We start from the raw sequence: 22,052 nt of genomic DNA on the forward strand, positions 1-22,052 counted from the left end.
GTATGCCAGATAGTTTACATGCGTTGCATGAGCGGGCAATTAACTCAGAAAGAAAGTTGCAGAGGATTACATACCAAAAACAAGCCGATCTTATTCACTTACTTGAGGAGTGCTCTGCGTTATTTAGAGAATTAGCCCCTAGAAAACGCAAGCTTTTTCTCTCCCATGTTGTGCAAGAGTTACATGCTGAGCAGCAAGGGGTCTGCCCTTTATGCGGAAACAAATTAACTTTAGATCAGTTTGACGTTGACCACATTATTCCTTGGCATTGGGGGGGAGGTAATGAACGTAGTAATTTACAAATAACCCATCCGTCCTGTAACCGGAGTAAAGGGAATAATATAGAGGATTTACAGTACCTCGTTCAGTATCTTGAAGACAAGGTTATGAATTTTTAGGATGTTAGTTAAGTGTTTTATATCTGCGGAAGTTAGCTTGCCTTAGCGTTTGAAATAACAAGAGTTAAATTAAAAATGGAGTATTTGTTCTTGTATGCGGCTGTTATTAGAAAGACAAAGTCGTTATTTATTTATTTATTTATTGATTTAAATTATAGCTTCCTATATCGCTTAGCCGGGCGCCCCTTACCTTTAGTTTTTTCTGGCTCTCCATCGATGACGATAATTTTGTCGGTTTTTTCCAGGTAGCGCTTGAACACAGTGAATTCGTGTTTACGCTCGGATAGTATTTCACACACGAGGCGGGCATTACGCACAATAAATTCTTTGGGTAATAGGTGAAGTGCTGTTTCTACCAGCTCTACACCTCGCCTTTCGGCAAGGGTGTTAATAATAGATTGAATGATTTCATCGTGGCCGTAGCTTTTTTCTAAGGATGGCAGCTTACTGATGTCGTGCCAGGCCAACTGATTAAATCCTTTTATCTTTTTTATGGCTATGGCTGTGTTTGTTTGGCTCGGGTTGCCAGTGGGGCTGTCGTCGCTGCCAAACCATTCGAGTTGCTGGCTGGCCGCTTGATATTGCTGCGCGGCCATATCGCCGGTTAGGCATAAATAGGGCAGGGAGAGTACTCGCTGGCCATCGGCAGTGGATTTGTTGGGGGCGCTAAAGTGGGGAAGCACGGCCAAACTATTGTATTTAATGCCCGCCTCATTGAGTAACGCTTGGGCTGTCTGTTTTGCAGTTTGCTTATCACCCAAGCAGCGGTTGGGTAGTACCCAGCAATCTTCGTTTGTACTGTTTTCGGGTATAGCTAAGAGTACCAGTAGCCTTGCATCTTTTGCCTCTTTTGCCGATTTGAATTTGACGGCCAAGCTGATGACATCGACCATAGGCAGGACAGTGTTATGCGGGGTGTGCTGTGTATTCATGTTATTTGCTTACAGGAGGCTTGTATTTACATAATAGTGACACGTTGACATTTAATCAAGTCGCCAATATACTGTCATCCTGACATTAAATGGAGATGTGATGAATCAGACTAACTTGGCTTTACAATATCGTTCAATTCCAGCAGGGGTCATCCAGACCAGTTTAGATAATTTTAGTGGCCGTTGTTATGTGCCCTATTGGTCCTTAATGAATAATGAGGATCTTCATTTTCCCTTTATGCAGGGGAGTGTCACCGGCAGTATCTTTGCTGCCGAGGTGATCGAATCCTTCAGAAAACATTCAGCCTTTATACCTTTAAGACGAGCAGAGCTGGCGATCAGGCGTAATGAGGCGCTGGATTGTTTGGCTCAACAGTCTTTATACCTAGATCAACCAGAGTACATCCTACAGCCTGAGACTTGGCCGCAGGGTCTATTAAATTTGGCTGTTGTTTACGGTAATTCGGCGGCAGTTGAATACTTGGTGCAGCAATATGAAGTGAACCCCGCCGACGGCCTTATGGCGGCAATCGCCGAGCAGCAAATAGGTATGGTGTATTTGTTGGTGAAACTAGGGGCGAGTATCAATGAGCCCTTGCCGGAAGGGGCTGGTTGGCCGTTAGATTTTGCATTGAGGGTTGATAAGCCCAGCGTAGAGCTGGTGCGCTTGCTGTTAAAGCTAGGTGCAGACATGCATGTGAGAGATAAGCGGGGCAATAACGCCCAGTATTATGCCAAAAAGAGTTCGCGCCGAGTTAGGGCTGCTATGTGTGAGTTACTGGGGCAAACAATGGAATCATTCAATAATAAGGAATTGACTATGTTAGATGCAGAACAACTTGCTGATCAAAAATATTCGGCTGAATGTATAAGCCAGCTCGGCCAAAAGTTATTGGGGTTTATCGCTACTGGCATTAGCCGAGAAGATCGGGATAGCTTAGATGAATTGGTGCAGCCGTTAATAGCGGAAGCCAGTGAATTAGCGTTTGGGTATTTACTGCAGGCTTTTAAAAAAGAGTGCGGCGTTGATCGCGGTGCGGCTTTAAGCCGGCCTTCGCCGGTAGCAGAGGCTCTGTTTCATGTTAATTTCCAAGTGCCGGAAAATATCCAGGGTTATATAGAGGTGGCACAAATCAGTTATGCCCACCGCGGTGCCTATAGATGGCGTGCGATTGCCGTGTTGGGTCAAATGAATAACCAGGCAGCACAAGAGGGACTAAGGCATTTAGTGCCGGATATTCAGCAAGGGGTGTTATCGCGCTATAAGCAGGGTAAGCCAGCTTTTTTAAAGTCAGAAACTATTGAAGACCAAGAAGATGTATTGGGGCTGACTGCAAAGCCAATTAATAACGCAGGTTATTTGTTGGAATGGCTACCCTGCGCTGATATGGAGTTAGCTTTTGAGTTATCTCAAGCGTTTAGTAAAACGTCTGCATTATTAAAACGGCTCGATAATATTGATGAGGCGTTTGCTGCCAATGAACAACAAGCCTTACTTGCTAGTTTGTTGCAAGAGCGCCGTATCGATTTGCCAGCACGCACGCCTACACGTCGGGATAATGTGTGGTGTTTGTTTTTTACCGACGAGATACCCTCCTATGAATGGCATGTGCTAGTGCACTACAACACGGTTATGGCAATAGCGTGGTTAGTGTATTTGTATACAAGTAAACCGGAGTGGATAGAGGGTGTGGTAAATGACGATATCTATGTTGGCGATATAGTAAAGATGCCTGCAAATCGTCGTAGGCAAGCATCATTCAAGCAAGAAAAACTGGCTTTAATTATCGATAACGGCTTATCCAAGTTGGATAGCTGGAAGTTGGTGAGTAGGAGGCATGGCGATATTTTCACTTTAGAGTCTGTTGAGTTATTACGGGCCGCAGGAGTGGAAGAGTACTTAAAACAGCATGGCGACTCACGCCGCTGTATCCGATTTAATACGATGTGGTGCAATATTTTAGAACAATTTCGCACCCAGTCGCAGCAGCCTGAGCCGATATGCCTTTCCGCCAGTAGCCCTATGATAGGAATGATATCTATGCGGGGCGAAGTGGATGTGACTGATCGGATTAAAGCGCTTGTGAGAACGGAGAATGCATAGAGTATTTGTCTATGGCACCTTACGTAATAGCGGCGCCAATAATATGTTTATGAGCGATTCGGTCTATTTAGGTGAACATAAAACCACTGCGGAATATGCCATGGTGGATTTAGGGTTTTGCCCTGGTGTAGTAGGCCAGGGTGATAGCGTTATTACAGGTGAAGTTTATGCCGTAGATGATGAGGCACTGGCATCGTTAGATATGTTGGAGGGGCACCCTGTGATCTATTGCCGAGAGTTGATATCAACCTGCTGGGGTGATGCATGGATGTATCTGTATCAGCAATCTAATACGTTAGATCGAAAAATAGTTTCAGGGGATTGGATGCAGTATTTAAAAGGAACTGAGCCATGCTATTGAGTCTGAGTGGATTATTAAAAAAATTTAACCCCTTACGAAACATTATGGCGAAGAAGGGTGGTGTTGGGCTGCGATCTTTAAGGCGGGATAAGTACGCAAATTATGGAGAGCTATCAGCGCAGCAGCGGGAGGGGATCGATTTTCAGGTTCGCCAAGCTAATCTATATTCAAAGGTTGCAATTATCGCCCCTCATGCCGGTAGAATAGAGCCCGGCACCTCTGGCATTACTAGAGCCATAGCCGGAGAAGAGCTTTCCTATTATCTTTTTGAAGGGCGTCGATGGTGTAAGAATTTTAGCCACTTGCATATTACCAGTACAAATTTTGATGAGCCTAAAGCTGTGGCTATGGCTGAGAGTAGCCAGGCTGTGGTAACTGTGCATGGTTGCGTCATTCCAAATAGGCGAATTTATGTTGGTGGATACAACGAAGCGCTTAAGGAGACAATAACCGAAGCGTTAACTGCGTTGGGCTATCGTTGTGACTTTCATCCAAAGCTTAGCGGCTATGGTGATAGTAATATCTGTAATCGCGGCGAATCGGGTGGCGGTGTGCAACTGGAGTTTACTGCTTTATTACGCATGCAGTTGTTCATTAATAAAATGCTTGGTGGAAAACAGCTGTTTAATTTGGCGGCGGCTATACGCTATGCCTGCTTGGATGTAACCGAGCAAGCAGAGTCATACTAATAATAGACAATATATTCTGGAGGCTAGATGTGCGTTTTTACAATAAACGGGCACTGGTAATGAATAGTTTATGGAATTAATTGATCGTGTGCGTGGTTGTTTGCTCGCTGGGGCTATTGGCGATGCCCTCGGTGCGGGCATTGAATTTATGGCTATTGATGGCATTCGCGAAGAGTATGGCATTGAAGGCATAACGGATTTTATACCCTGCTATGGTGTGCCTGTGGCGATAACCGACGACACCCAAATGACGTTGTTTACCGCGGAAGGCCTATTGCGATACCTTGTGTTGTCTCAGTTGGATAATAAGTCAGATATTGTATCGGTGCTACATCAGGCCTATTTACGTTGGTTACACACACAGGGAAGGGGGCCATCGATAAATATTTGTCGTGATGGTTGGTTAATTGCTGAACAAGGTTTATGGCATCAGCGAGCACCGGGAATGACATGTTTAGATGCGTTGCAAACCAGTACTTATTTAGGTCAGTTGGCGTCGAATGATAGCAAAGGTTGCGGCGCTGTTATGCGTATGGCGCCATTAGGCTTGGTACCTAGCTTAGAAGGCAAATTTAAGGTTGCCTGTGATGCTGCACGGTTAACCCATGCTCACGCAAGTGGCTACCTGGCCGCAGGTGCCTTGGCAATGATGGTTGAGGCGATTGTTGCTGGCAATAATTTGCAGCATGCAATTGAAATAGCTATGGGGCGGGTTGGGCAAGATAATGACAGCGCAGAGCTTATTGCTGCCGTGGGTAAAGCAGTGGCATTGGCAGTAACGGGTAAAGCACCTTGCCCCGAGCTCGTAGAAACATTAGGGGCGGGCTGGATTGCCGAAGAGGCATTGGCCATTAGCGTTTACTGCGCGTTGATGGCAAAAGATATGCGGCATGGCCTGTTGCTAGCGGTGAACCATAGTGGTGATAGCGATAGTACCGGTTCGATTACGGGCAATATCCTGGGGGCTCTCTGGGGAGAGCAGGCTATCCCCTGCAATTGGTTACAGCGTTTGGAGTTGCGAGAGGTTATTACTCAAGTTGCTGATGACTTGAGGGCTGTGGCATCAAGTATTACTGATGATCTTATGACGCGTTACCTAGGATAATTAGCTTTTTTGCTATGAGCAGGGGCGCTGATGTTATTAGGGCTTATATGTTTGGTTAGTACAAGCACATAAGCCTCCTCTGAAGTTATTAATTGATCCTTAACTTCTTCCGCATTGAAAATTCGGCTTCTTAAACTATTAGGTGAGCTCGCCTATACGATTAAACGCAAAGTTTAGATGTGGGGCTGGGTTGAAATGATAGCCATCAATGGTGCCAAAATAATTCTCTCTGCGTGAACGCATGTCATCACTATAAAAGTGTTCGCGATGCGCAGCTATTAATTGCGTTATTAGCTGTTTTTGCTCTGGCCAATTTAGTTGCTCAATGTCCTGGGGGAGTTTGAGGCTAGTAGCGGCACCTCTTGCAAAATAGGGCACGTTAACGCCTCGTAGTGCAGGTGGCACAGTGTTAAATGCTGCTGTTAGCTTGGGTGAGTGTTTCTCTTGTTCTTCCAGCGTTTTTCTTTGTTGGCTATGACTAATGGCTGCCGATATGGCGTGCATGGTTATGCCTGCGTTAAGTAGCGCGATAATAGCCGTTTGTGTGATTTCGCCTGTATCAATAAGCTTGGCTAGCTTGTTTAAGGCGTGGGTAGGGCGTTGGCTAGCTGTAACCTCAACATAGTGATGGCGTGCGCATTTACTGTGGTAAAAGGTTTTGTAGAGTAGTTCTGAAGTGGCGTACATATTGATGTCCTGTTTAGCAAATTTTATAAAGCGCCTGCAATTGGGTTGTTAAATCAGCGCGAGAGGCAACAGGCTACCGGTATTTTACGAGCCCTTCAAGTATTCGCTGGATGCGATGTGCCTGAAAACACGACATATCGATTTATACAGTGATTGATTAAACCCATATAGTGTTGCAATCTACACGGTTGGCTAAATTTATTTCTTTTCTATTGTCGATAAGCCAACCATGTTTCTAAGGGAAGTGTTCTGGCAATACCTGCTCGATAGGGAGTTGTTATGAATAAGCTAAAAAAGATACAAAAGACCAAGCGACAAGCGTTGTATCAAGGCTTGTCTGAAAATGAAAAGGCTGTACTAGACAGCAATATCGCCACCGCAAAACATATATGGGCTGAAGTGGATGCAGAGCATAGCAAGTTGTTTAGTGAAGAGTTTGACCATACCTTTGATGACCATGCTGATTGTAATCGCCGGGGTCAGGGCGTGAACCCTATGAGCGAAGAATATATAGAGAGGGTTGCTGAAAAGCGTTTGGCCTTGGGCGTCAGCCCTTTAAGCGAGAACGGTATGTCAATTGATGGATCGAGTTTGCGCTATACCCTCAATAAAGTGCTTACAGAGCGAAAACAAGGGGGTAGGCCAGTGCTAAGCATGGAGCTGTTAATTGAACTTAAAGCCGCTGGAATCTAAGTACGTCGACTTATTATGGCTGTATTGGGTGGAAATTTTAGCTGCAAAAGGAGTATGCGATGAATAATGAGCAATATAACAATGATGATAATGCCGATCCTAGGGTCGTATGGGGCGAGAAGAAAAGCTTTTTGGATGTCTTTGGCGCTTTAGTGGTATTTGGCCCGGATAAAGTGACGGTTATAGATACCGTCAATCAAGAAGAAGTAGCCCAGTATCCCATCCATACTGTAACCGAATTGTTGAGTGTTAATAGTTTTAGGCTACAAAGTAATGAGCAAGCATTGATTTCCCGAGCTATAAATTCTCTAACTTTTGATCGAATCATTCCCTATGTGGGGGCGTGGGAGACTAATAGCTTTGAAGGGGTTAATATGATGGGGTTGACAATTAGTGAAGCCATTAGCTTAACGTTTGTTTTTGTTAATGGCGCGCTGGAGTCATGGATAGGTTTTGAAATGGCATTTGAGAAGCCTGGTTCTAGTTATTATGTGAAGAATAATCAATATGCCAGCGCAACTGTTTTTCCAGATAAAGATGATTAAAGGTTAGATTATCGATAAAGGTAAGCGCATTTATGGTTGATGTTGAATAGTTAGCTGATGTTAACTGGATAAAAAAATATTAAGGATAGATATGATTAAAAATGAAAGCGAGCAATACGATATTATTGGCGATATTCATGGCCATGGTGATGAGTTGATAAAATTACTTGAGCATATGGGTTATCAGCTTAGTGAGAGTGGTTACTGTCATCCAAACCGTAAAGTTATCTTTCTAGGTGATTTTATTGATAGAGGGGAGCAACTTAGGCAACATCAGAGGTTATTAAATGTTGTTATGCCTATGGTTAATAACGGCCATGCTTTAGCGGTAATGGGAAATCATGAGTTTAACGCGCTGGCTTTTCATACCAAGCATGAAGGTGAGCCTTTAAGGTCACACACTGTTAAAAATATTGAGCAGCACCAAGCTTTCCTTAATGAGTATCAGGATGAGCCAGCCTTAAAACAAACCGTTCTCGACTTCTTTTGGGAGCTGCCTATTTGGTTGGAACTCGATGGCTTGAGGGTCATTCATGCTTGTTGGCATGATGAGCATATTAAAACAATGAAGGATATTGCGCCCAAGCGTAAGTTGACCCACGAGATATTGGTTGAAGCTTCAACGGAAGGTACTGCTGCCTATGAAGCTTTAGAAGTGCTACTAAAAGGGATAGAAGTTGAATTGCCTGAAGGGATTATTTTTAAAGATAAAGGCGGCCATGAGCGCACAGCGGTAAGAGTGCAATGGTGGAATAACGGCGGCACTAAGCTAGGAGATATAACTGCACCTACGGATATTGATATTGGTGACGCAGCCGATCTACCCATACCAGAACATGTACGACAATACTGCTCCGATGCTCCGCCATGCTTTATTGGCCATTACTGGCTGAAAGGCGAGCCCGCTCCGCTCGCACCTAATGTGGCATGCTTGGATTATTCTATTGCGAAAGAGGGTAAGTTAGTGGCGTATCGCTGGGATGGTGAACATAAGCTGGTAAGTCATCATTTTAGTTATGTTGAAAACTAGCTGTGTATCTGATCATTAATTTATTACTGTTGCCATTTCGTGTGGCTTGGAATGTTTTTGTAACGGTATTAATTTTATACTGTTTTTTGCTTTGGTTCGGCTTTATCTTCGGTTCTGTAATTGGCGTAATACTGATTTTGATTTTTGCGCCGCATCTGTTTTTATTACCGATGTTGCTATTACCAATGTATGCCGAGATGTGGAACTAACGGCTAATATCACATTACATATTTAAAGTTGGCGGAGCTATTTTAACCTTGAGGATAGAGGGTTAAATGGATATCGGAAGGTTCTAATGAATTATAAAAATAACCAGCTATTAATAGCTGGAGAAAAATCACATTGGTATTTTTGTTGCCCTATGTAATTGGATGAGTTGCAAGCAACTGATGGCTCAGCAGTAAGGTATTACAAGCTGTGTCAAAAGTCAGTGGAGTAAATTACTATGAAGTTCAAAAGCATTCGTGGCTTATAAGGGAGGCTCAGGTGATAAGGTGCCACTACCGATTATGTGGGAATAGTGAATGTTGATCTGTACGCTTACGTTAAAAAATATTGGCTGAAATAAGAGGCGAGCGGCCTAGTAATACATAGGGATAAATTATATGGCTATTTTATGTGATGTCTACTTGCTTGGAATGTTAGCGGTGTCTCTGAGGCTTTTGTATGTCATGCTGTTTAATTTAGATCGTTATGATTACAGGTACAATCGCGTTGATATAGCAGTGGTGTTCATTTTATCTAATGTTTTATGGCCACTGTTTTTGCGTAAACCAAGGCTATTGTTTTCTCCTGAAGATCTATTTAAGCCTGAGTTTTTTGATATGGCGGCGATTACTCGTAACAAAGATAAACTTTTTGAAAATGTACCATTGTGTACAAATACTATTCTTTATCGTCAAGGAATAGGGAGATGCTCGACAACGTATGGTGAATTTGTATTTGATGCCGATGATGTTGAAGAGGTTTTAAATAATAAGTTAGTAAAAAACAAACATCTCTATTCTAATGACGAAGGTGCGATTGCTTTTTGGCTTAATAGACGGGATAAAAGCAATAATACCGTTTGTGAGGCTCCTCGGCTATGGTCTAGATTTTCACTTTTGGCTGATGAGTTGTTAAGAGCTGGTATGGGTAGCGTACGATGTGTTGAGTGCGAGATGTCCATTGATATAAAGACGTTGGTTAAAAATGATACCTCTGGTAATCCTGGCTGGAATTTTAATAAATTGGAATGCCCTAATAAGCATTTATTGTTAGAGGTGGAGACTATGCATATTTTGATGCGAAAAGACTCTGAATAGTGTAGTTGGGTTTGATTTTGTTCTTCAGCTAGATCTAGGGATTGAGGTCTAATGGCCACAAAGAAAAAGCCTTTAATTGAGCATGAACATATTGTTCTGTCCCTAAGGATATTCGATATCTGTGTGGGGGGAGGTATAAATTGTCAAATTTACGATAATAGATATGCAGAAGACTCTACACGGGTATTTGAGTTTGATCAGCGTATAGAAATTGAGGGCGTTTGTCTTTGGCCTAATGATCGTGAAGGTTCAACGTATATAATAACCTTATACGGTGATGATAGGAATACAGATTTTAATGTGCAATTAAAAGACTTTCGTGAGCTAGATAAGCATGGCGCTCCAAAATCTCGCAAACGAGGTGATAAATATACGCCTGTTTACAATCCTCCTGATTCCATTGGCTATATCGACAAGGTGCGTGGTGAAAACTTTTGGTTTACTGCTGTGTGGGTTCCACTGACTGTATCGGGTTCAATTCAGCAGTTGCTAACTTCAGTTAGTGAGGTCTATATAGATATACATGAGTGCAAGTTAGGACGCAGACGATTTGTTCGTTCGATACATTTTTCAACTAACGATCCTAATGAAGAATAAGGGGGGTAATTTTACCCTCAATGCTTTACATGGATAGTTTTGGCTTGAGGGCCGCAAAACAGTGTGCGAATAGTGTGCGAAACAGGAGGCAAAAACTGGCAATACTGGGCAATATAGGCTGTTTTTTGCACACTGGAACTATTGTAAGTTATTGATTTATATAGAAACAGGTGGTGAAATAGGGCACTGGCAGTGTTGAGGTCAGCGGTTCGATCCCGCTAGGCTCCACCAAGATTACAAAAAAGCCCGCATCAATTGATGTGGGCTTTTTTGTTTCTGCTGTTTAATTTTTGAACGTATGCTTTATCCAAATCGTCTTACCGGCCCACAAGCCGGTACCCACAATCTTTTACTAGGAACTAGCGACTACAAACTAGCAACTATCCTCTTATCCCGTCACACCGGGCCCCGACCCGGTATCCACAATCTTTTACTAGGAACTAGCGACTACAAGCTAGCGACTAGCCTCTTATCCCGTCTTACCGGCCCGCGAGCCGGTATCCACAATCTTTTACTAGGAACTGGCGACTACAAGCTAGCGACTATCCTCTCAAAAAGGGCACTGACCCTTTTAACTTGACCCTGTTAACTTTTTTTAAGTAAAGATTTATAAATCAACTCCTCAGCCTCTATCATCGTTTTTATATTATGCTTTACTGCCTGGTTGTAGAGTTTATTAATTAATAACCACTTTTCATTATCCGCTTCAGCAACTATGAATTTTTTGAAGCTAGATAATTTCAGCTGCTTAACCATCAGTAAGGTAATGGCCTGCGCTAGAGAGGGATTGTCGCCCCAGTGAAGAAACGCGCTGAGCCTGTCTTTGATAACATCTTCAACTTTCAAAATGGGGATTTGCACATTGTTATGTGTATAAGAGCTTATTTCCGTGATTAGCTCATCACCAACATAAAGTGGTGCCGGTGGAAATTCGACGCTGATATCTGTGGTTTCATTGACAAATATTCTGCCATCTTTTTGAAAACCGATTTCAGCCATGATATTTTTTAGCTGGTCGGCGCTTTCGTAACCGGTGTCGACCATATCGATATCGTTGGTGAGGTAAAGGTTTTCGGTATAAACCTCTACAGCTAAGCCACCCACTAAAACGGCTCGCACGTTATTTGTTTTCAGATGTTTAGAAACCAGGGCCGCTAGGTCTAGTAGGGAATATCCCGAGTAATCCATTAGTCATTAACCCTCTCTCTAACATTAATGATGGGCTTGCGTTTGGCCCTGGGTTTTATGCGGTTCATGATTAGGCTCTGCGCAATATTTTTTGGATAGAGGGCTAGGGTCGATCTCAATAACTCTTCCAGTACGCTATAGAGTGGGGCACGGGTATTTAGCTGGTAGACTCTGGATCTACCAACCAGTTTGCTTACAACAATGCCATCGTCTTCCATAGCATTCAACTGATTGACAATGGGCGTTACCGGGCATTGATAGAAGTCAGCAATAGCCTTGGCGTAACCTTCTTTTCTTGTAAAAAGATAAAGCAGGGCCTTTTCCTGGCTCTCGGCTTTCAGTATCCCTTTGGCAATAAACATAGCAAATCTCATAGACTACAATGTGGTTTATATAAACTAATAATTGGTTAATATAGACTGGGTGTTGGTAGATGTAAAGTATGCAGAAATAGCATAGTCTTGAGCTCTAATTAGTAGCAGTGATTAGGGCATATAGTGGTTAAATCCGTGTGCACATAGTGTGCACATAGTGTGCGAAAAATTAGGCGCTAGCTGGCGCTAGTAGGCAAATAAGGCGTTTCTCGACACTACACTGGCTGTAAGCGCTTGATTGATAGGGTCATTGTGGCTGTGGTTGTGGTTGCGGATGACGCTGGCAGCGTGGGGCAGCGGTTCACCAGGTGCAAAGCGACGCAGATACCCAATGCACTTAGTTATTATAATTGCTGTCGTGGGGCTAGCCTCTAAGTCCAGCTTTTACCGGGTATTGAAAGCTGCCAATATGTTGCATCAGCGTGGTAAAGCAAAGACAAGAAACGTACATAAAATTCCAGCCAGTTATACGGCTAAAAAAGTAAATAAAATTCTTAACACCAAGCCAAAGGCATCAAGGGCTTGATGTTGATATATTAGCGAAACGAAAAGCGTTGTCTCAACGAAAAAGAAGTGAGCATCCAGAGCAACATAACGAAGCTGCTTAACTATTTAAGCGGCGACTGTCTTGAACAACGCCGCTATCGCAGCACGCGGACAAATTTGATCAAGTATTTTCCTCACGTTTACCGGCACGTTAATGCATTCGCCGCAAATATTTCCACGCTCGCTTGGGATACACTGCAATTTATCAGCTCAGCTCGCGAACATGGCGACGACGGTTGATTCAATATTCACAATATTTAAATTAAATTAACGCGCTACAACAGTTGTTTCTACAGATCACTGTATTTGTCAGAAAGCTGCGCCAGTGCTTATCGTTACTAGCGTTCTTGATGATTATGAAATGTCAATGCCAAAAATATTGACGCTCTTTCGCTATGAAAATTGGATTAAGCTCAGGGTTGCAATCAGTCGATAGGGCGCAAGGCCTAATCTATGACTTTACATGCAGTGAAGGAATTGCGAAATTACATCAGGCGCTACAGTTACTAAGGGATTCAATTTTTTGGGGCTGGTAGTGAAAAGGTTATTGTTCATAAAGTCTGCCCCGATCTACGGCATCTACGGCAAAGCATCATAAAACTAATAATATTACTGATAAAAATATACCTGCGGGAGAGTAAATACATGAATAGAAGCTCGAAAAAAATCGGAATCCAATCTCTTTTAGTGTCAAATTCATTAACGACTACATCCATTGCGGTCCTGCTTTCTGCGTCTAGCGCTTTGGCTGATAACCGCGGCTCAAGTCTTAATCTGGAGGAGGTTTTGGTCACCGCCTCTAAGCGCGGCGCAGCGCAACGTGTTCAGGATCTGCCGCAGGCTATCCAAGCTATGGGCGGCAATAAATTGGATATTCTTGGCGCTACCCAATTTGATCAGTGGGCTACTCAAATATCAGGGCTCAACTTTGAAGACGATGGCCCTGGCGATAAAGACTATGTGATCCGAGGGGTTAACTCAGATCTCGGTGGTACCGTTGGGGTCTACATTGACGAAGCGGTTGTCACCGGCAAGTTCACCCAAAATGGCGGTGGCCATCAGCTAGACATCAAACTGCACGATATGGAGCGAATTGAGGTACTGAAAGGGCCACAGGGAACGCTCTACGGCGCCAACTCTATGTCGGGAACCATACGGCAAATCACCAATAAACCCAGCCTTAATAAAACAGAAGCCTCCGTGGATGCGGAGCTTAGTAGCACCAAAAAAGCTGGTGATCTTAATACCGTGATCAGTGGTATGGTTAATGTTCCTATAATTGAAGATGTTCTCGGGCTGCGCGCGGTTGGTTGGAGACATGATACGTCGGGTTATGTCGACAACATTCGCTTGGGCGATGATGATATCAACACTGAAGACGTTTCGGGTGGTCGAGTACATCTTGCTTGGCAACCCTCAGAGAGCTTCGATTTGTTATTTTCCTACTCAACCCAAGATCTCGAAAGTGGCGGCCGTAGCCGTTTTATACCACAGGGGTCTGCTTACCCTGGATCCACGTCACCTCTAGGCTCCTTGCCGATGCCAGAAATTGCTCCAAGCGGTGATTTTCAGAATGGTGAATATGCACGTACGCCCTGGAATGAAGATGTTGGCCTGGTTAGCCTGACAGCTAACTGGAATCTAGATTTTGGTACTTTTACCACAACATACAATCAACTGAAACGCGATATTGACTACGCTTTCGACTCCACCCCTATTCTTATCGCCTTTGGTGTTCCTGTTCCTGCGGTATCGGAACAGTCTGAAGATCGAGAGATAACCTCAATGGAAGTGCGGTTTGCAAGTAATTTTGAGGGCCCAGTTAACTTTGTCGCGGGTTATTTTCGTCAGGAGGAAGATCTTGACTTCGAAATTGGCGTGGTAACGGTGGATGGCAATGGTGACGCAACCGGGCCACTAACTGCGTCTGACGCGGATGATTTTTTCCTCAATGGCGGCAACAGTATCTTCGGCCGCACCTTCACAGAAGACAGTGTTAGCAGCGCCGCGTTTGGTGAAGTGCATGTGGATCTAAATAGTCAGTGGGGGTTGGACATCGGTGGGCGCTGGTTTGATAGTGAAGCCTCCACAGATTCTCGTGAGATACATCCTTTTGTGGGTTTCCAAGGTCGCGATCGAGTGTTTCAAAAGCGTAGCGTTGATGATTCCAAGTTTACCGGCAAGTTTAATGTTTCTTGGGCACCAACAGAAAGCGAGCTGTTTTATCTTGCCTGGAGCCAAGGCTTTAGACAGGGCGGTGTGAATTCCACGATTGTACTAGATCCTTCTGTGGTATTGCCGGACGGCTTTGATTCGGATGAATTAACAAATATTGAGCTAGGGTTTAAAACGACATGGCTAGACGAGAGCTTGATACTCAATGGTGCAATATACCGTACCGTTTGGGATAACATGCAAGTAGAAGACTCCCTTTCCGGGTTCAGCTTTACCGATAATATTGGTGAAACTAATATTGACGGTTTGGAATTTGATTTGACATGGAAAGCGGGTGGCAACTTAGAATTGGGGCTTGGTGGTGCTTTTGTCGATACTGAGTTGCAAGATGATGAGCCAGTCAGTGTAGGCATTGGCCGAGGTCTTACGGGAGATGAATTGCCGATGGTGCCAGAATTCACCGGCTATGCCTTTGCTCAGTACACTCAGCAGCTGTCTAACGGCTTAGAGACCTTCTATTACGCATCGACTAGCTATCGCGGCAGCACGCAAACGGAGCTTAACCAAGATAATCCTTACTATCATGAGATTGACAGCTATATGACTGCGAATCTTAGTGCCACGCTGATGGCAGAAAATTGGAAAGTAACGTTGTTTGTCAACAATGCTACCGATGAAGAGGGTCCTGTGGACGTCAATGAAAATCTCGACAATGCCTTGTCTTATGTTCCCGTTACTCCAAGAACGTTTGGCGTGAGAACCAGCTACACTTTCTTCTGATCTTATTCAGAACTGTAACGCTTGCACACAGTGCAGGCGTTTTTTTTCACGCATGGTTTATTTTCGAGTAAAAGTTTAATGGCGAGAAGACAGATATTTTCATCCAACACGGCAACGCTTCTAACTATGGCTGGAGCGGCCATTGGCTTGGGCAATGTGTGGCGCTTTCCCTATATGATGGGATCCTACGGCGGGAGCGCGTTTCTATTTGTATTCCTAATTTTTATGCTTATCTTCGCCGTGCCTGCCATTACCGGTGAGTGGGCACTGGGCCGGGAAACCCGCAGTGGTGCGGTAGGCTCTTTTGCAAAAGCGGTAGGCCCTATCTGGGGACGGATTATTGGTTATTTACTAATATTTGGTGTTCTTGTTGCCAATTCCTATTACCTCATTGTAATCGCCAATGTGGTGTTCTCTAGTTTCTTTTCTGTAGTATACGGATTTAGTGATGAGACAATTCCGGCGTATAAAGAGTTACTTTCAGATGGTGCAACGCAGTATTCAATTGCGGCGAGTTTATTATTGCTCGCACTATTTGTTGTGTACCGAGGCCTAAACAAAGGCATAGAAAAAGTCAGCAAAATATTTGTGCCATTCTTTTTTGTCATCATGGTCTCCTTGATTTCGGCGGTATTCTCCATTGATGGCGCTATGGCACACGCGGCTGAATTTTTAAAACCTGATTTTACTCGGCTTACCTTCAAGAGTATTTTTGCGGCTATGGGGCAGGCGTTTTTCTCTGTGGGTTTGGGGGGTACCTATATTCTCATTTATGGCAGTTATATGAGAAGTGAGGCTTCCCTGGTGAAAGGTGCAATCTTTACCGGTGTTAGTGACACCAGCGCGGCCCTGTTGGCGGCTCTATTTGTGATCCCGACAATTTTGGTCTTCGGTTTGGATCTAGCGAGCGGGCCTCAGTTGATATTCGTTACCTTGCCGCATTTATTTAATCAGATGCCCTTTGGGCAAATCGTTGGCAGTTTCTTTTTGTTGGCATTCAGCCTAGTGGCTTATCTGTCGGCGATTGGTGCCATCGAGGTGATTGTGGGTGGTGTTAGTGATGACTTTGACAAACATAAACTAACCCGAAATCGGGTCGTCGTACTGTTTGGCTGCATCGAGTTGTTATTAATGATACCGACAGCCTTCAAGCCGGAACTCATTGCAACGCTTGATCTTTTTTTCGGGTCTGGGCTACAGGTGCTTGGCAGTTGTATGGCTCTACTGGCACTGACTTGGGGTTTGGGGCGTAAAAAGACCCTTATGCAAATTTTTGGCAGGGACGATGGCATAGTGCCCCGCTTTTTCTTTTTCTGGCTTCAGTGGGTTATTCCCGCTGCACTGATCTTAGTTCTGATTGGCTATGTTTATGACATGGTCAATGGCGGCTAGTGGTCAGTCAAATGATTTAGTGATTTGTAATTTATTTTTGGTTTTATTCTATTAGGTGATTTATGTCTATTCGTGAGCAGTTTCCGATTTTCCAGCACACAAATTATTTGGGCAGTTGTTCCCACGGGGCACTGTCTATTCAAGTAAGGCAAGCGTACGAAAGTTATCTGAATGACCGCGACCGCTATGGCGCCCGCTGGGATTTCTGGGTAGAGCAACTTGAAACGGCTCGTAGCACTTTAGCTGAGCTGATTGGTTGTCAGCCCGATGAGTTGGCCGTTACGCCGTCTGTTAGCAATGCGGTTAGCTCTTTGGCCAGTGGCATAGACTTTACCGGTGAGCGCAATAAAATTGTTTGTACAGATTTTGATTTCCCAACGACGGGGCAAATTTGGCGAGCGCATGAGGCACGTGGTGCCGAGGTGGTTTACGTAAAAGCCTCTGAGGACGGTACCACCATACCGTTTGAGAATTTTGAGGCGATGATCGATGAGCGTACAGCGGTGGTATCTATCCCCCACGTCTGCTACCGAAACGGTGCCAAGCTAGACATTAAGCCCATTGTGGAGCTCGCTCGCAGTCGAGGGGCGCTGGTGGTGCTAGACAGTTACCAAGCATTGGGAACCATCCCGATTGATGTCGTTGAGCTGGGAGTGGATGTATTGTTGGGTGGTGCCCAAAAATATCTGTTGGGTTCCTCCGGTGTTGGTTTTATGTATGTGCGCAACGAGATAATACAGAAATTGCAACCCACTACCAGCGGTTGGTTTTGCCAAGAAAACATTAATGCAATGGACATCTACGCCAATCAACCATCTATGACGGCGCGTCGTTTCGAGGGGGGCACCCCGAATGTACCGAACCTCTATGCGGTTATTGCCGGCGTCAAGTTGATACAGTCCATTGGTGTGGACAACATTGAAAAGCACATTGCAGAATTGACGGAAGCATTGAAGGCAGGGGTGAAGCAGCGAGGTTTTAAACTGGCAACACATCCTGATGGCCGCTATCACGGCCCTATGATTGCAATCAAATCTACCGATATGTATAAATTGGTTGCCACACTAGCAGAGGAAGGGATTGTTACTTCATGTCGAGATGGAAACCTGCGTGTGTCCATGCACATCTATAACAACCAGGCAGACATTGAGCAGCTGTTGCAAGCACTAACGAAGCACAAAAATCTATTGGCATAGCTTTCAAGTAATAGCGCTCAGCCCATAGGGCAGTCATTCAATGATTGCCCTTTTTTTGGGCGTGCTTGCCCGGTATGCTAAGGTTCTACACGTTGGATTTTCAAGAAAATTGCGCGAGGGAGTTTACGCAAGGCTAGTTATATGGTAATTGTAGCCGGTCATTTAACCCAAAAAGTGAACTGCTAGCGATTTATATGAGCACTAAAAACACACAAGCGTTGATTGTTAATACAGGTATTAAACTCTTTAATGAACGTGGTGCCCGCCATGTTTCAACAAACCGTATTGCAGAGGCCTGTAATCTCAGCAGGGGTAACCTCCACTATCACTTTAAAAACAAAGAATCACTGATCCAATCAATTTTTGACCGTATGGCTAGAGAAATTGAAACAGATTGGGGTGACGACTACCTTCAGCCTACCGCAGAACACATGGCAGAAATGTTCTATCGGCAATTGATGATGATATGGAATTACCGGTTTTTCTATCGAGAATTAACCCCTTTACTGCAGAATGATCCATGTTTGAAAAAAAGCTTCGGTGAGTTGAGGAAGCGGCGTATTGTCGAAGTAGAAAAATTTTTTAAATCACTGATCGCCGAGGGATTTCTGGTAGGCCTTGACGAGTCGGACAATTTTTCTGCGTTGATTACTATTGGCTGGATAATCAGTGACTATTGGCTTAGTTATATCGATGTTGAAGAGAAAAATATCGACAGGAATACGATTAAGGAAGGTTACGAGCTCATGGTTCAATCACTTAGGCCCTACTTAACAGACGACGCCAGACGCAAGGTCGACGATTCTTTTGAGCTACTCTCCAAACCAGACCAATAACATAGGCCCTGCCTAAGAATATATAATTTCGGTGAATTTCGAAGCCTCAATGGCACTCACCAGTAGTGTGCTTACCTTTTCTGGGTCGACTTGTTAGTCAGGGGCGAATCACACAAACCTTTAGTAACCCGCAACCCTGAATAACTGGGCTAGTAATTAATAGAGGGGTTGTCGCCTGGATAAATAACGCCAACCAAATATAAGCCTTCGGGGTCCGTGGCTTGTAGCGAATGAACCTGTTTACGAGGAAGAAAAATAATGTCGCCCGCAGTAACCTTGGCTTTGCGACCTTCAGTCCACATATAACCACTTCCTTTCAGAATCACCAGTGATTCTTCATAAAGGTGCCGGTGGGGTAAGGCCTTAGATTCAGGAATTTCGCCAATAAACTGAGTTGCCATGGTACAGCCAACTTGCTTGTCGACAAGCACTTCCCAATATCTGTCTGCCATTCGGTTGCGACTGTCACTGTTGGCCTTAATAGTTCTATCAGGATAGTCTTCTGCAAAATTACTCGGCATAGAATCTAAAATTTTGGGTGCCTCAGCGCTTGGGCAGACGGAGGCAAAGAGTTTAATATTTTCAGTTTCAGTGTTTTTAATACAGAAAGCTTCATTCGGACGAACATAAATACCCATTTCAGGCGCAATAAAGAAATTCTTGCCGGAAATGTTGATCACGCCCTTACCTTCAGTAACCAAAATAACTACATGGCTATCCGAAAAGCTGAGAACGGAAGACTGCCCCTGCGAAGACTCTAGATAAAATTGAGATTGATATTGAGCGCCTTGTTTTTCTGAAATTAAAGTGCCTACGCTGATATTTTCGTGCTCTTCACGGGCAACACTGGCAACTATTGACACATAGCAACCGCCGTCCAACATTGCTAAGCCATTTTCATCAGCAAGAACCTCAAGTACATTTTTATTTTCACTACTATTCGGGTAATCTGAACTGTATTCATCATCGATATTATTATGTGCACCGTCGCAAAAGGGAGCATTTTTGGTTTGCTTGCAACCACAAAATAAAACTTCTTCGCCATCATATTGGCCAACGGTAAGTACAGGCTTGAATGAAGTTCCAACATGAGACTGGTCACAAAAGGGCTGTGTCTTACTCAAGCCGCAGCTACACCATAAATATCGTTTGCCTTTCTTTAGCTCGGTGTAAAAGGGTTTGTTTTTGGCAATATGTGCTTTTTCCATAATTTCAACAGTCATGCTAGCGGCTAACCTCGTTTGGCAAATTTAATTAAGATGCTTCAAGTGTATGAGGTCACTATATGAATTTGAGCGAATTATTTCTAGGAAAATTATAGGGCTTTAACACTAAGTCCATGGCTTAGAGTTCACGCGAAGCCGTGTTATTTAGCGTTTAGCTATAGTAGCTCAGCCTGCAGACGCAAATCTGGCATTGATACAGCGCTGTTTGTATTTTGTAATCGTCGCCGCGACAAGCTTAAAGTGTTCTATTGGAATAACAGTGGCTTTTGTCTTTGGTATAACGGCTAGAGAAAGAGAGAGAGAAAAAGAAAGAGAAATTCAAATAGCCAAAGAAAGATCATAGCGAGGTGAAGGATATGTACTATGGGATTGAATGATTATTATCGCGGTTCAAATGTGATACTAGAGTCCGGCAGACCCGCGATGCCCCTGCAATTTTGAGCACAAATAGCTTTAAGATTAAGAGGCCGTTGCAATAAATATCTAAGCAACTGGTGCAAGGTGCGCTACTCAAGTAATTGTTGTGAGGTGCTGCGCGAAACTCTACGACTAATGCGTAAAGCCAGTGCGCGGTCAATATGTGTACAGTAACGTGGCAGGTTACATATTGATCAATAAACAAATGTAGTTGTCATAAGTCGCAATAAGTGACTTTGACCGTGTTGAGGCCAGCGCTGCGATCCCGCTAGGCACCACCAAGATTACAAAAAAGTCCGCATCAATTGATACGGGCTTTTTTGTTTGTGCTGTTTAATTTTTGAGCTGTAGTTATTACCTAATAGCGATGCTGTGCTTATACATCTAAAAGGCTAGGCAGCTTTGAGCAGCGTTAACTATTTCATCATGTCTTTTAAATTGGCAAAAGGGTTGTGGGTAGCAGGGGCGCGCTTGCGTTCGGTGGTGCTACCATAGCGAACTAGGTTTTCGTGTTTACTATGCTCCTCGTCGTGGCAGTAAATACACAGCAACTCCCAGTTACTGCCATCGGTGGGGTTGTTATCGTGGTTGTGATCGACGTGATGTACCGTCAACTCCGAGAGCCCCGGGCGATCGAACTCGCGGGTACAGCGGCCACAAATCCAAGGGAATAGCTTTAGTGCTTGCTCGCGGTAGCCCTTGGCCCGCTTTGAGTTGTACTCCAGCTGCTCGGCACGCACCTTCTCATAATTAGATGGGCTGTTATTAGCCTTGCCATTATCGGGTGTATTTGCCATAACGAAACCTACATTGTTGTTTTGATTACATAGATGGCCGTAACCATTAGTCAGTTATCATAGCATCAAAGGCAGCGAATCCCAGTAATAGAACCCGCATGCAGCGTTACTAATCCCATCACACAGGGCCCCAACCCGGTGCCCACAACCTTCACTAGAAACCAGCGACCACAAACTAGGAGCTCTTCTCTTATCCCGTCACACCGCCCCACGACCCGGCGCCTACAATCTTTCACTAGAAACCAGCGACCCTCCTTATCCCGTCACACCGGGCCCCGACCCGGTGTCCATAATCTTTTACTAGAAACTAGCGCCTACAAACTAAGAGCTCCTCTCTTATCCCGTCACACCGCCCCCCAAGCCAGTGCCCACAATCTTTTACTAGGAACTAGAGACTACAAACTAGGAACTCTTGTCTTATCCCTTGGCCCTGTAGCACATCTATGCTTTACTACCCGCCTGAAAAATAAAAATCAGTTTCCTGAATAACTGAGTGCCAACGTAGGAGTAAGCGTGGCCTCAGGGAATGGATTAAAGCAACAGCACAGGATGTGTGATTAGGAAGCTCGCTTAACAGATAGGAGTTGTTAGTGGTTGCGAGTTTGTCGTTAAAAAATAATTCTCTCTCTTTCTATCATGCTTATAGCGGCCTGCTGCTATGAGTTTTTTGCTGTGGGTGG

21 protein-coding genes are annotated in these 22,052 nt (G+C 44.2%); 15 read left to right on the top strand and 6 right to left on the bottom strand.

Going from position 1 to position 22,052, the window contains the following annotated elements:
- Nucleotides 1-2: 2 nt before the first annotated feature.
- The gene (locus B067_RS20805) at nucleotides 3-398 is read left to right on the top strand and encodes an HNH endonuclease (RefSeq protein WP_019531286.1); all 396 of its coding nucleotides are present in this window, start codon (nucleotides 3-5) and stop codon (nucleotides 396-398) included.
- 152 nt (nucleotides 399-550) lie between these two features.
- Here the strand turns inward: B067_RS20805 and B067_RS0116975 are convergent, their stop codons facing one another.
- Entirely contained in the window at nucleotides 551-1,330 is a 780-nt protein-coding gene (locus B067_RS0116975) for a hypothetical protein (RefSeq protein ID WP_019531287.1), read from the bottom strand.
- A gap of 100 nt (nucleotides 1,331-1,430) precedes the next feature.
- Between B067_RS0116975 and B067_RS0116980 the strand changes: the two genes are divergently transcribed.
- From B067_RS0116980 to B067_RS20810, 4 genes are all read left to right on the top strand, one after another.
- Nucleotides 1,431-3,434 (top strand): ankyrin repeat domain-containing protein, encoded by a 2,004-nt coding sequence (locus tag B067_RS0116980; protein ID WP_019531288.1) that lies wholly within the window; start codon nucleotides 1,431-1,433, stop codon nucleotides 3,432-3,434.
- Nucleotides 3,427-3,795, top strand: a complete 369-nt coding sequence (locus B067_RS0116985; RefSeq protein ID WP_019531289.1) for a gamma-glutamylcyclotransferase family protein — start codon at nucleotides 3,427-3,429, stop codon at nucleotides 3,793-3,795. Before B067_RS0116980 ends, B067_RS0116985 begins: the two co-directional genes overlap by 8 nt.
- Nucleotides 3,786-4,484, top strand: a complete 699-nt coding sequence (locus B067_RS0116990; protein WP_019531290.1) for a poly-gamma-glutamate hydrolase family protein — start codon at nucleotides 3,786-3,788, stop codon at nucleotides 4,482-4,484. Before B067_RS0116985 ends, B067_RS0116990 begins: the two co-directional genes overlap by 10 nt.
- 70 nt (nucleotides 4,485-4,554) lie before the next feature.
- On the top strand, nucleotides 4,555-5,589 hold the full coding sequence (locus B067_RS20810; RefSeq protein ID WP_019531291.1) for an ADP-ribosylglycohydrolase family protein: 1,035 nt from the start codon (nucleotides 4,555-4,557) through the stop codon (nucleotides 5,587-5,589).
- A gap of 138 nt (nucleotides 5,590-5,727) precedes the next feature.
- Here the strand turns inward: B067_RS20810 and B067_RS0117000 are convergent, their stop codons facing one another.
- Nucleotides 5,728-6,276 (bottom strand): hypothetical protein, encoded by a 549-nt coding sequence (locus tag B067_RS0117000; RefSeq protein ID WP_019531292.1) that lies wholly within the window; start codon nucleotides 6,274-6,276, stop codon nucleotides 5,728-5,730.
- 279 nt (nucleotides 6,277-6,555) lie between these two features.
- Here B067_RS0117000 and B067_RS0117005 point away from each other — a divergent pair, with 279 nt between their 5' ends.
- From B067_RS0117005 to B067_RS0117030, 5 genes are all read left to right on the top strand, one after another.
- Nucleotides 6,556-6,969 (top strand): hypothetical protein, encoded by a 414-nt coding sequence (locus tag B067_RS0117005; protein WP_019531293.1) that lies wholly within the window; start codon nucleotides 6,556-6,558, stop codon nucleotides 6,967-6,969.
- Between the two features lie 59 nt (nucleotides 6,970-7,028).
- Nucleotides 7,029-7,514, top strand: coding sequence for a hypothetical protein (locus B067_RS0117010; RefSeq protein WP_019531294.1), 486 nt, complete (start codon nucleotides 7,029-7,031; stop codon nucleotides 7,512-7,514).
- A 91-nt stretch (nucleotides 7,515-7,605) separates the two neighbouring features.
- Nucleotides 7,606-8,544: a metallophosphoesterase gene (locus B067_RS0117015; protein ID WP_019531295.1), complete on the top strand. Its 939-nt coding sequence runs from the start codon at nucleotides 7,606-7,608 to the stop codon at nucleotides 8,542-8,544.
- Between the two features lie 605 nt (nucleotides 8,545-9,149).
- On the top strand, nucleotides 9,150-9,848 hold the full coding sequence (locus B067_RS0117025; protein ID WP_019531296.1) for a hypothetical protein: 699 nt from the start codon (nucleotides 9,150-9,152) through the stop codon (nucleotides 9,846-9,848).
- A gap of 51 nt (nucleotides 9,849-9,899) precedes the next feature.
- Nucleotides 9,900-10,445 carry a hypothetical protein gene (locus B067_RS0117030; RefSeq protein WP_019531297.1) on the top strand — a complete coding sequence of 182 codons (546 nt, stop codon included), beginning with the start codon at nucleotides 9,900-9,902 and terminating at the stop codon, nucleotides 10,443-10,445.
- A gap of 585 nt (nucleotides 10,446-11,030) precedes the next feature.
- Here the strand turns inward: B067_RS0117030 and B067_RS0117035 are convergent.
- Nucleotides 11,031-11,564, bottom strand: coding sequence for a hypothetical protein (locus tag B067_RS0117035; RefSeq protein WP_156820878.1), 534 nt, complete (start codon nucleotides 11,562-11,564; stop codon nucleotides 11,031-11,033).
- 68 nt (nucleotides 11,565-11,632) lie between these two features.
- Nucleotides 11,633-11,995 (bottom strand): helix-turn-helix domain-containing protein, encoded by a 363-nt coding sequence (locus tag B067_RS0117040; protein WP_156820879.1) that lies wholly within the window; start codon nucleotides 11,993-11,995, stop codon nucleotides 11,633-11,635.
- A 1,203-nt stretch (nucleotides 11,996-13,198) separates the two neighbouring features.
- On the opposite strand from B067_RS0117040, the gene B067_RS0117050 reads away from it, so the two are divergent.
- From B067_RS0117050 to B067_RS21470, 4 genes are all read left to right on the top strand, one after another.
- Nucleotides 13,199-15,508, top strand: a complete 2,310-nt coding sequence (locus B067_RS0117050; RefSeq protein ID WP_019531301.1) for a TonB-dependent receptor — start codon at nucleotides 13,199-13,201, stop codon at nucleotides 15,506-15,508.
- A 78-nt stretch (nucleotides 15,509-15,586) separates the two neighbouring features.
- Entirely contained in the window at nucleotides 15,587-16,900 is a 1,314-nt protein-coding gene (locus B067_RS0117055; RefSeq protein WP_156820880.1) for a sodium-dependent transporter, read from the top strand.
- Nucleotides 16,901-16,962: 62 nt separating this feature from the next.
- Nucleotides 16,963-18,096 (top strand): aminotransferase class V-fold PLP-dependent enzyme, encoded by a 1,134-nt coding sequence (locus B067_RS0117060; protein WP_019531303.1) that lies wholly within the window; start codon nucleotides 16,963-16,965, stop codon nucleotides 18,094-18,096.
- A gap of 194 nt (nucleotides 18,097-18,290) precedes the next feature.
- Nucleotides 18,291-18,932: a TetR/AcrR family transcriptional regulator gene (locus B067_RS21470; RefSeq protein WP_019531304.1), complete on the top strand. Its 642-nt coding sequence runs from the start codon at nucleotides 18,291-18,293 to the stop codon at nucleotides 18,930-18,932.
- 149 nt (nucleotides 18,933-19,081) lie between these two features.
- Here B067_RS21470 and B067_RS21705 read toward each other — a convergent pair whose 3' ends face one another.
- On the bottom strand, nucleotides 19,082-20,155 hold the full coding sequence (locus B067_RS21705; protein ID WP_019531305.1) for a CDGSH iron-sulfur domain-containing protein: 1,074 nt from the start codon (nucleotides 20,153-20,155) through the stop codon (nucleotides 19,082-19,084).
- Nucleotides 20,156-20,347: 192 nt separating this feature from the next.
- On the opposite strand from B067_RS21705, the gene tnpB reads away from it, so the two are divergent.
- Nucleotides 20,348-20,446 carry an IS66 family insertion sequence element accessory protein TnpB gene (gene tnpB, locus B067_RS22375; RefSeq protein WP_083921459.1) on the top strand — a complete coding sequence of 33 codons (99 nt, stop codon included), beginning with the start codon at nucleotides 20,348-20,350 and terminating at the stop codon, nucleotides 20,444-20,446.
- Nucleotides 20,447-20,991: 545 nt separating this feature from the next.
- Here tnpB and B067_RS0117075 read toward each other — a convergent pair.
- Nucleotides 20,992-21,372 carry a YajD family HNH nuclease gene (locus B067_RS0117075; RefSeq protein WP_019531306.1) on the bottom strand — a complete coding sequence of 127 codons (381 nt, stop codon included), beginning with the start codon at nucleotides 21,370-21,372 and terminating at the stop codon, nucleotides 20,992-20,994.
- Between the last annotated feature and the right edge of the window lie 680 nt (nucleotides 21,373-22,052).

Origin of the sequence: Dasania marina DSM 21967 (genome assembly GCF_000373485.1) — a bacterium.
Classification (GTDB): domain Bacteria; phylum Pseudomonadota; class Gammaproteobacteria; order Pseudomonadales; family Dasaniaceae; genus Dasania; species Dasania marina.

Excerpts from the sequence above, each read along its gene's own strand:
- B067_RS21705 (WP_019531305.1), bottom strand. The coding sequence starts at position 20,155 with ATGACTGTTGAAATTATGGAAAAAGCACATATTGCCAAAAACAAACCC.
- B067_RS0116980 (WP_019531288.1), top strand. The coding sequence starts at position 1,431 with ATGAATCAGACTAACTTGGCTTTACAATATCGTTCAATTCCAGCAGGG.
- B067_RS0117030 (WP_019531297.1), top strand. The coding sequence starts at position 9,900 with ATGGCCACAAAGAAAAAGCCTTTAATTGAGCATGAACATATTGTTCTG.
- B067_RS0117005 (WP_019531293.1), top strand. The coding sequence starts at position 6,556 with ATGAATAAGCTAAAAAAGATACAAAAGACCAAGCGACAAGCGTTGTAT.
- B067_RS0116975 (WP_019531287.1), bottom strand. The coding sequence starts at position 1,330 with ATGAATACACAGCACACCCCGCATAACACTGTCCTGCCTATGGTCGAT.
- B067_RS0116985 (WP_019531289.1), top strand. The coding sequence starts at position 3,427 with ATGCATAGAGTATTTGTCTATGGCACCTTACGTAATAGCGGCGCCAAT.
- B067_RS20810 (WP_019531291.1), top strand. The coding sequence starts at position 4,555 with ATGGAATTAATTGATCGTGTGCGTGGTTGTTTGCTCGCTGGGGCTATT.
- B067_RS21470 (WP_019531304.1), top strand. The coding sequence starts at position 18,291 with ATGAGCACTAAAAACACACAAGCGTTGATTGTTAATACAGGTATTAAA.
- B067_RS0117025 (WP_019531296.1), top strand. The coding sequence starts at position 9,150 with ATGGCTATTTTATGTGATGTCTACTTGCTTGGAATGTTAGCGGTGTCT.
- B067_RS20805 (WP_019531286.1), top strand. The coding sequence starts at position 3 with ATGCCAGATAGTTTACATGCGTTGCATGAGCGGGCAATTAACTCAGAA.
- B067_RS0117050 (WP_019531301.1), top strand. The coding sequence starts at position 13,199 with ATGAATAGAAGCTCGAAAAAAATCGGAATCCAATCTCTTTTAGTGTCA.
- B067_RS0117000 (WP_019531292.1), bottom strand. The coding sequence starts at position 6,276 with ATGTACGCCACTTCAGAACTACTCTACAAAACCTTTTACCACAGTAAA.
- B067_RS0117015 (WP_019531295.1), top strand. The coding sequence starts at position 7,606 with ATGATTAAAAATGAAAGCGAGCAATACGATATTATTGGCGATATTCAT.
- B067_RS0117010 (WP_019531294.1), top strand. The coding sequence starts at position 7,029 with ATGAATAATGAGCAATATAACAATGATGATAATGCCGATCCTAGGGTC.
- B067_RS0117075 (WP_019531306.1), bottom strand. The coding sequence starts at position 21,372 with ATGGCAAATACACCCGATAATGGCAAGGCTAATAACAGCCCATCTAAT.
- B067_RS0117060 (WP_019531303.1), top strand. The coding sequence starts at position 16,963 with ATGTCTATTCGTGAGCAGTTTCCGATTTTCCAGCACACAAATTATTTG.
- B067_RS0117040 (WP_156820879.1), bottom strand. The coding sequence starts at position 11,995 with ATGTTTATTGCCAAAGGGATACTGAAAGCCGAGAGCCAGGAAAAGGCC.
- B067_RS0117055 (WP_156820880.1), top strand. The coding sequence starts at position 15,587 with ATGGCGAGAAGACAGATATTTTCATCCAACACGGCAACGCTTCTAACT.
- B067_RS0116990 (WP_019531290.1), top strand. The coding sequence starts at position 3,786 with ATGCTATTGAGTCTGAGTGGATTATTAAAAAAATTTAACCCCTTACGA.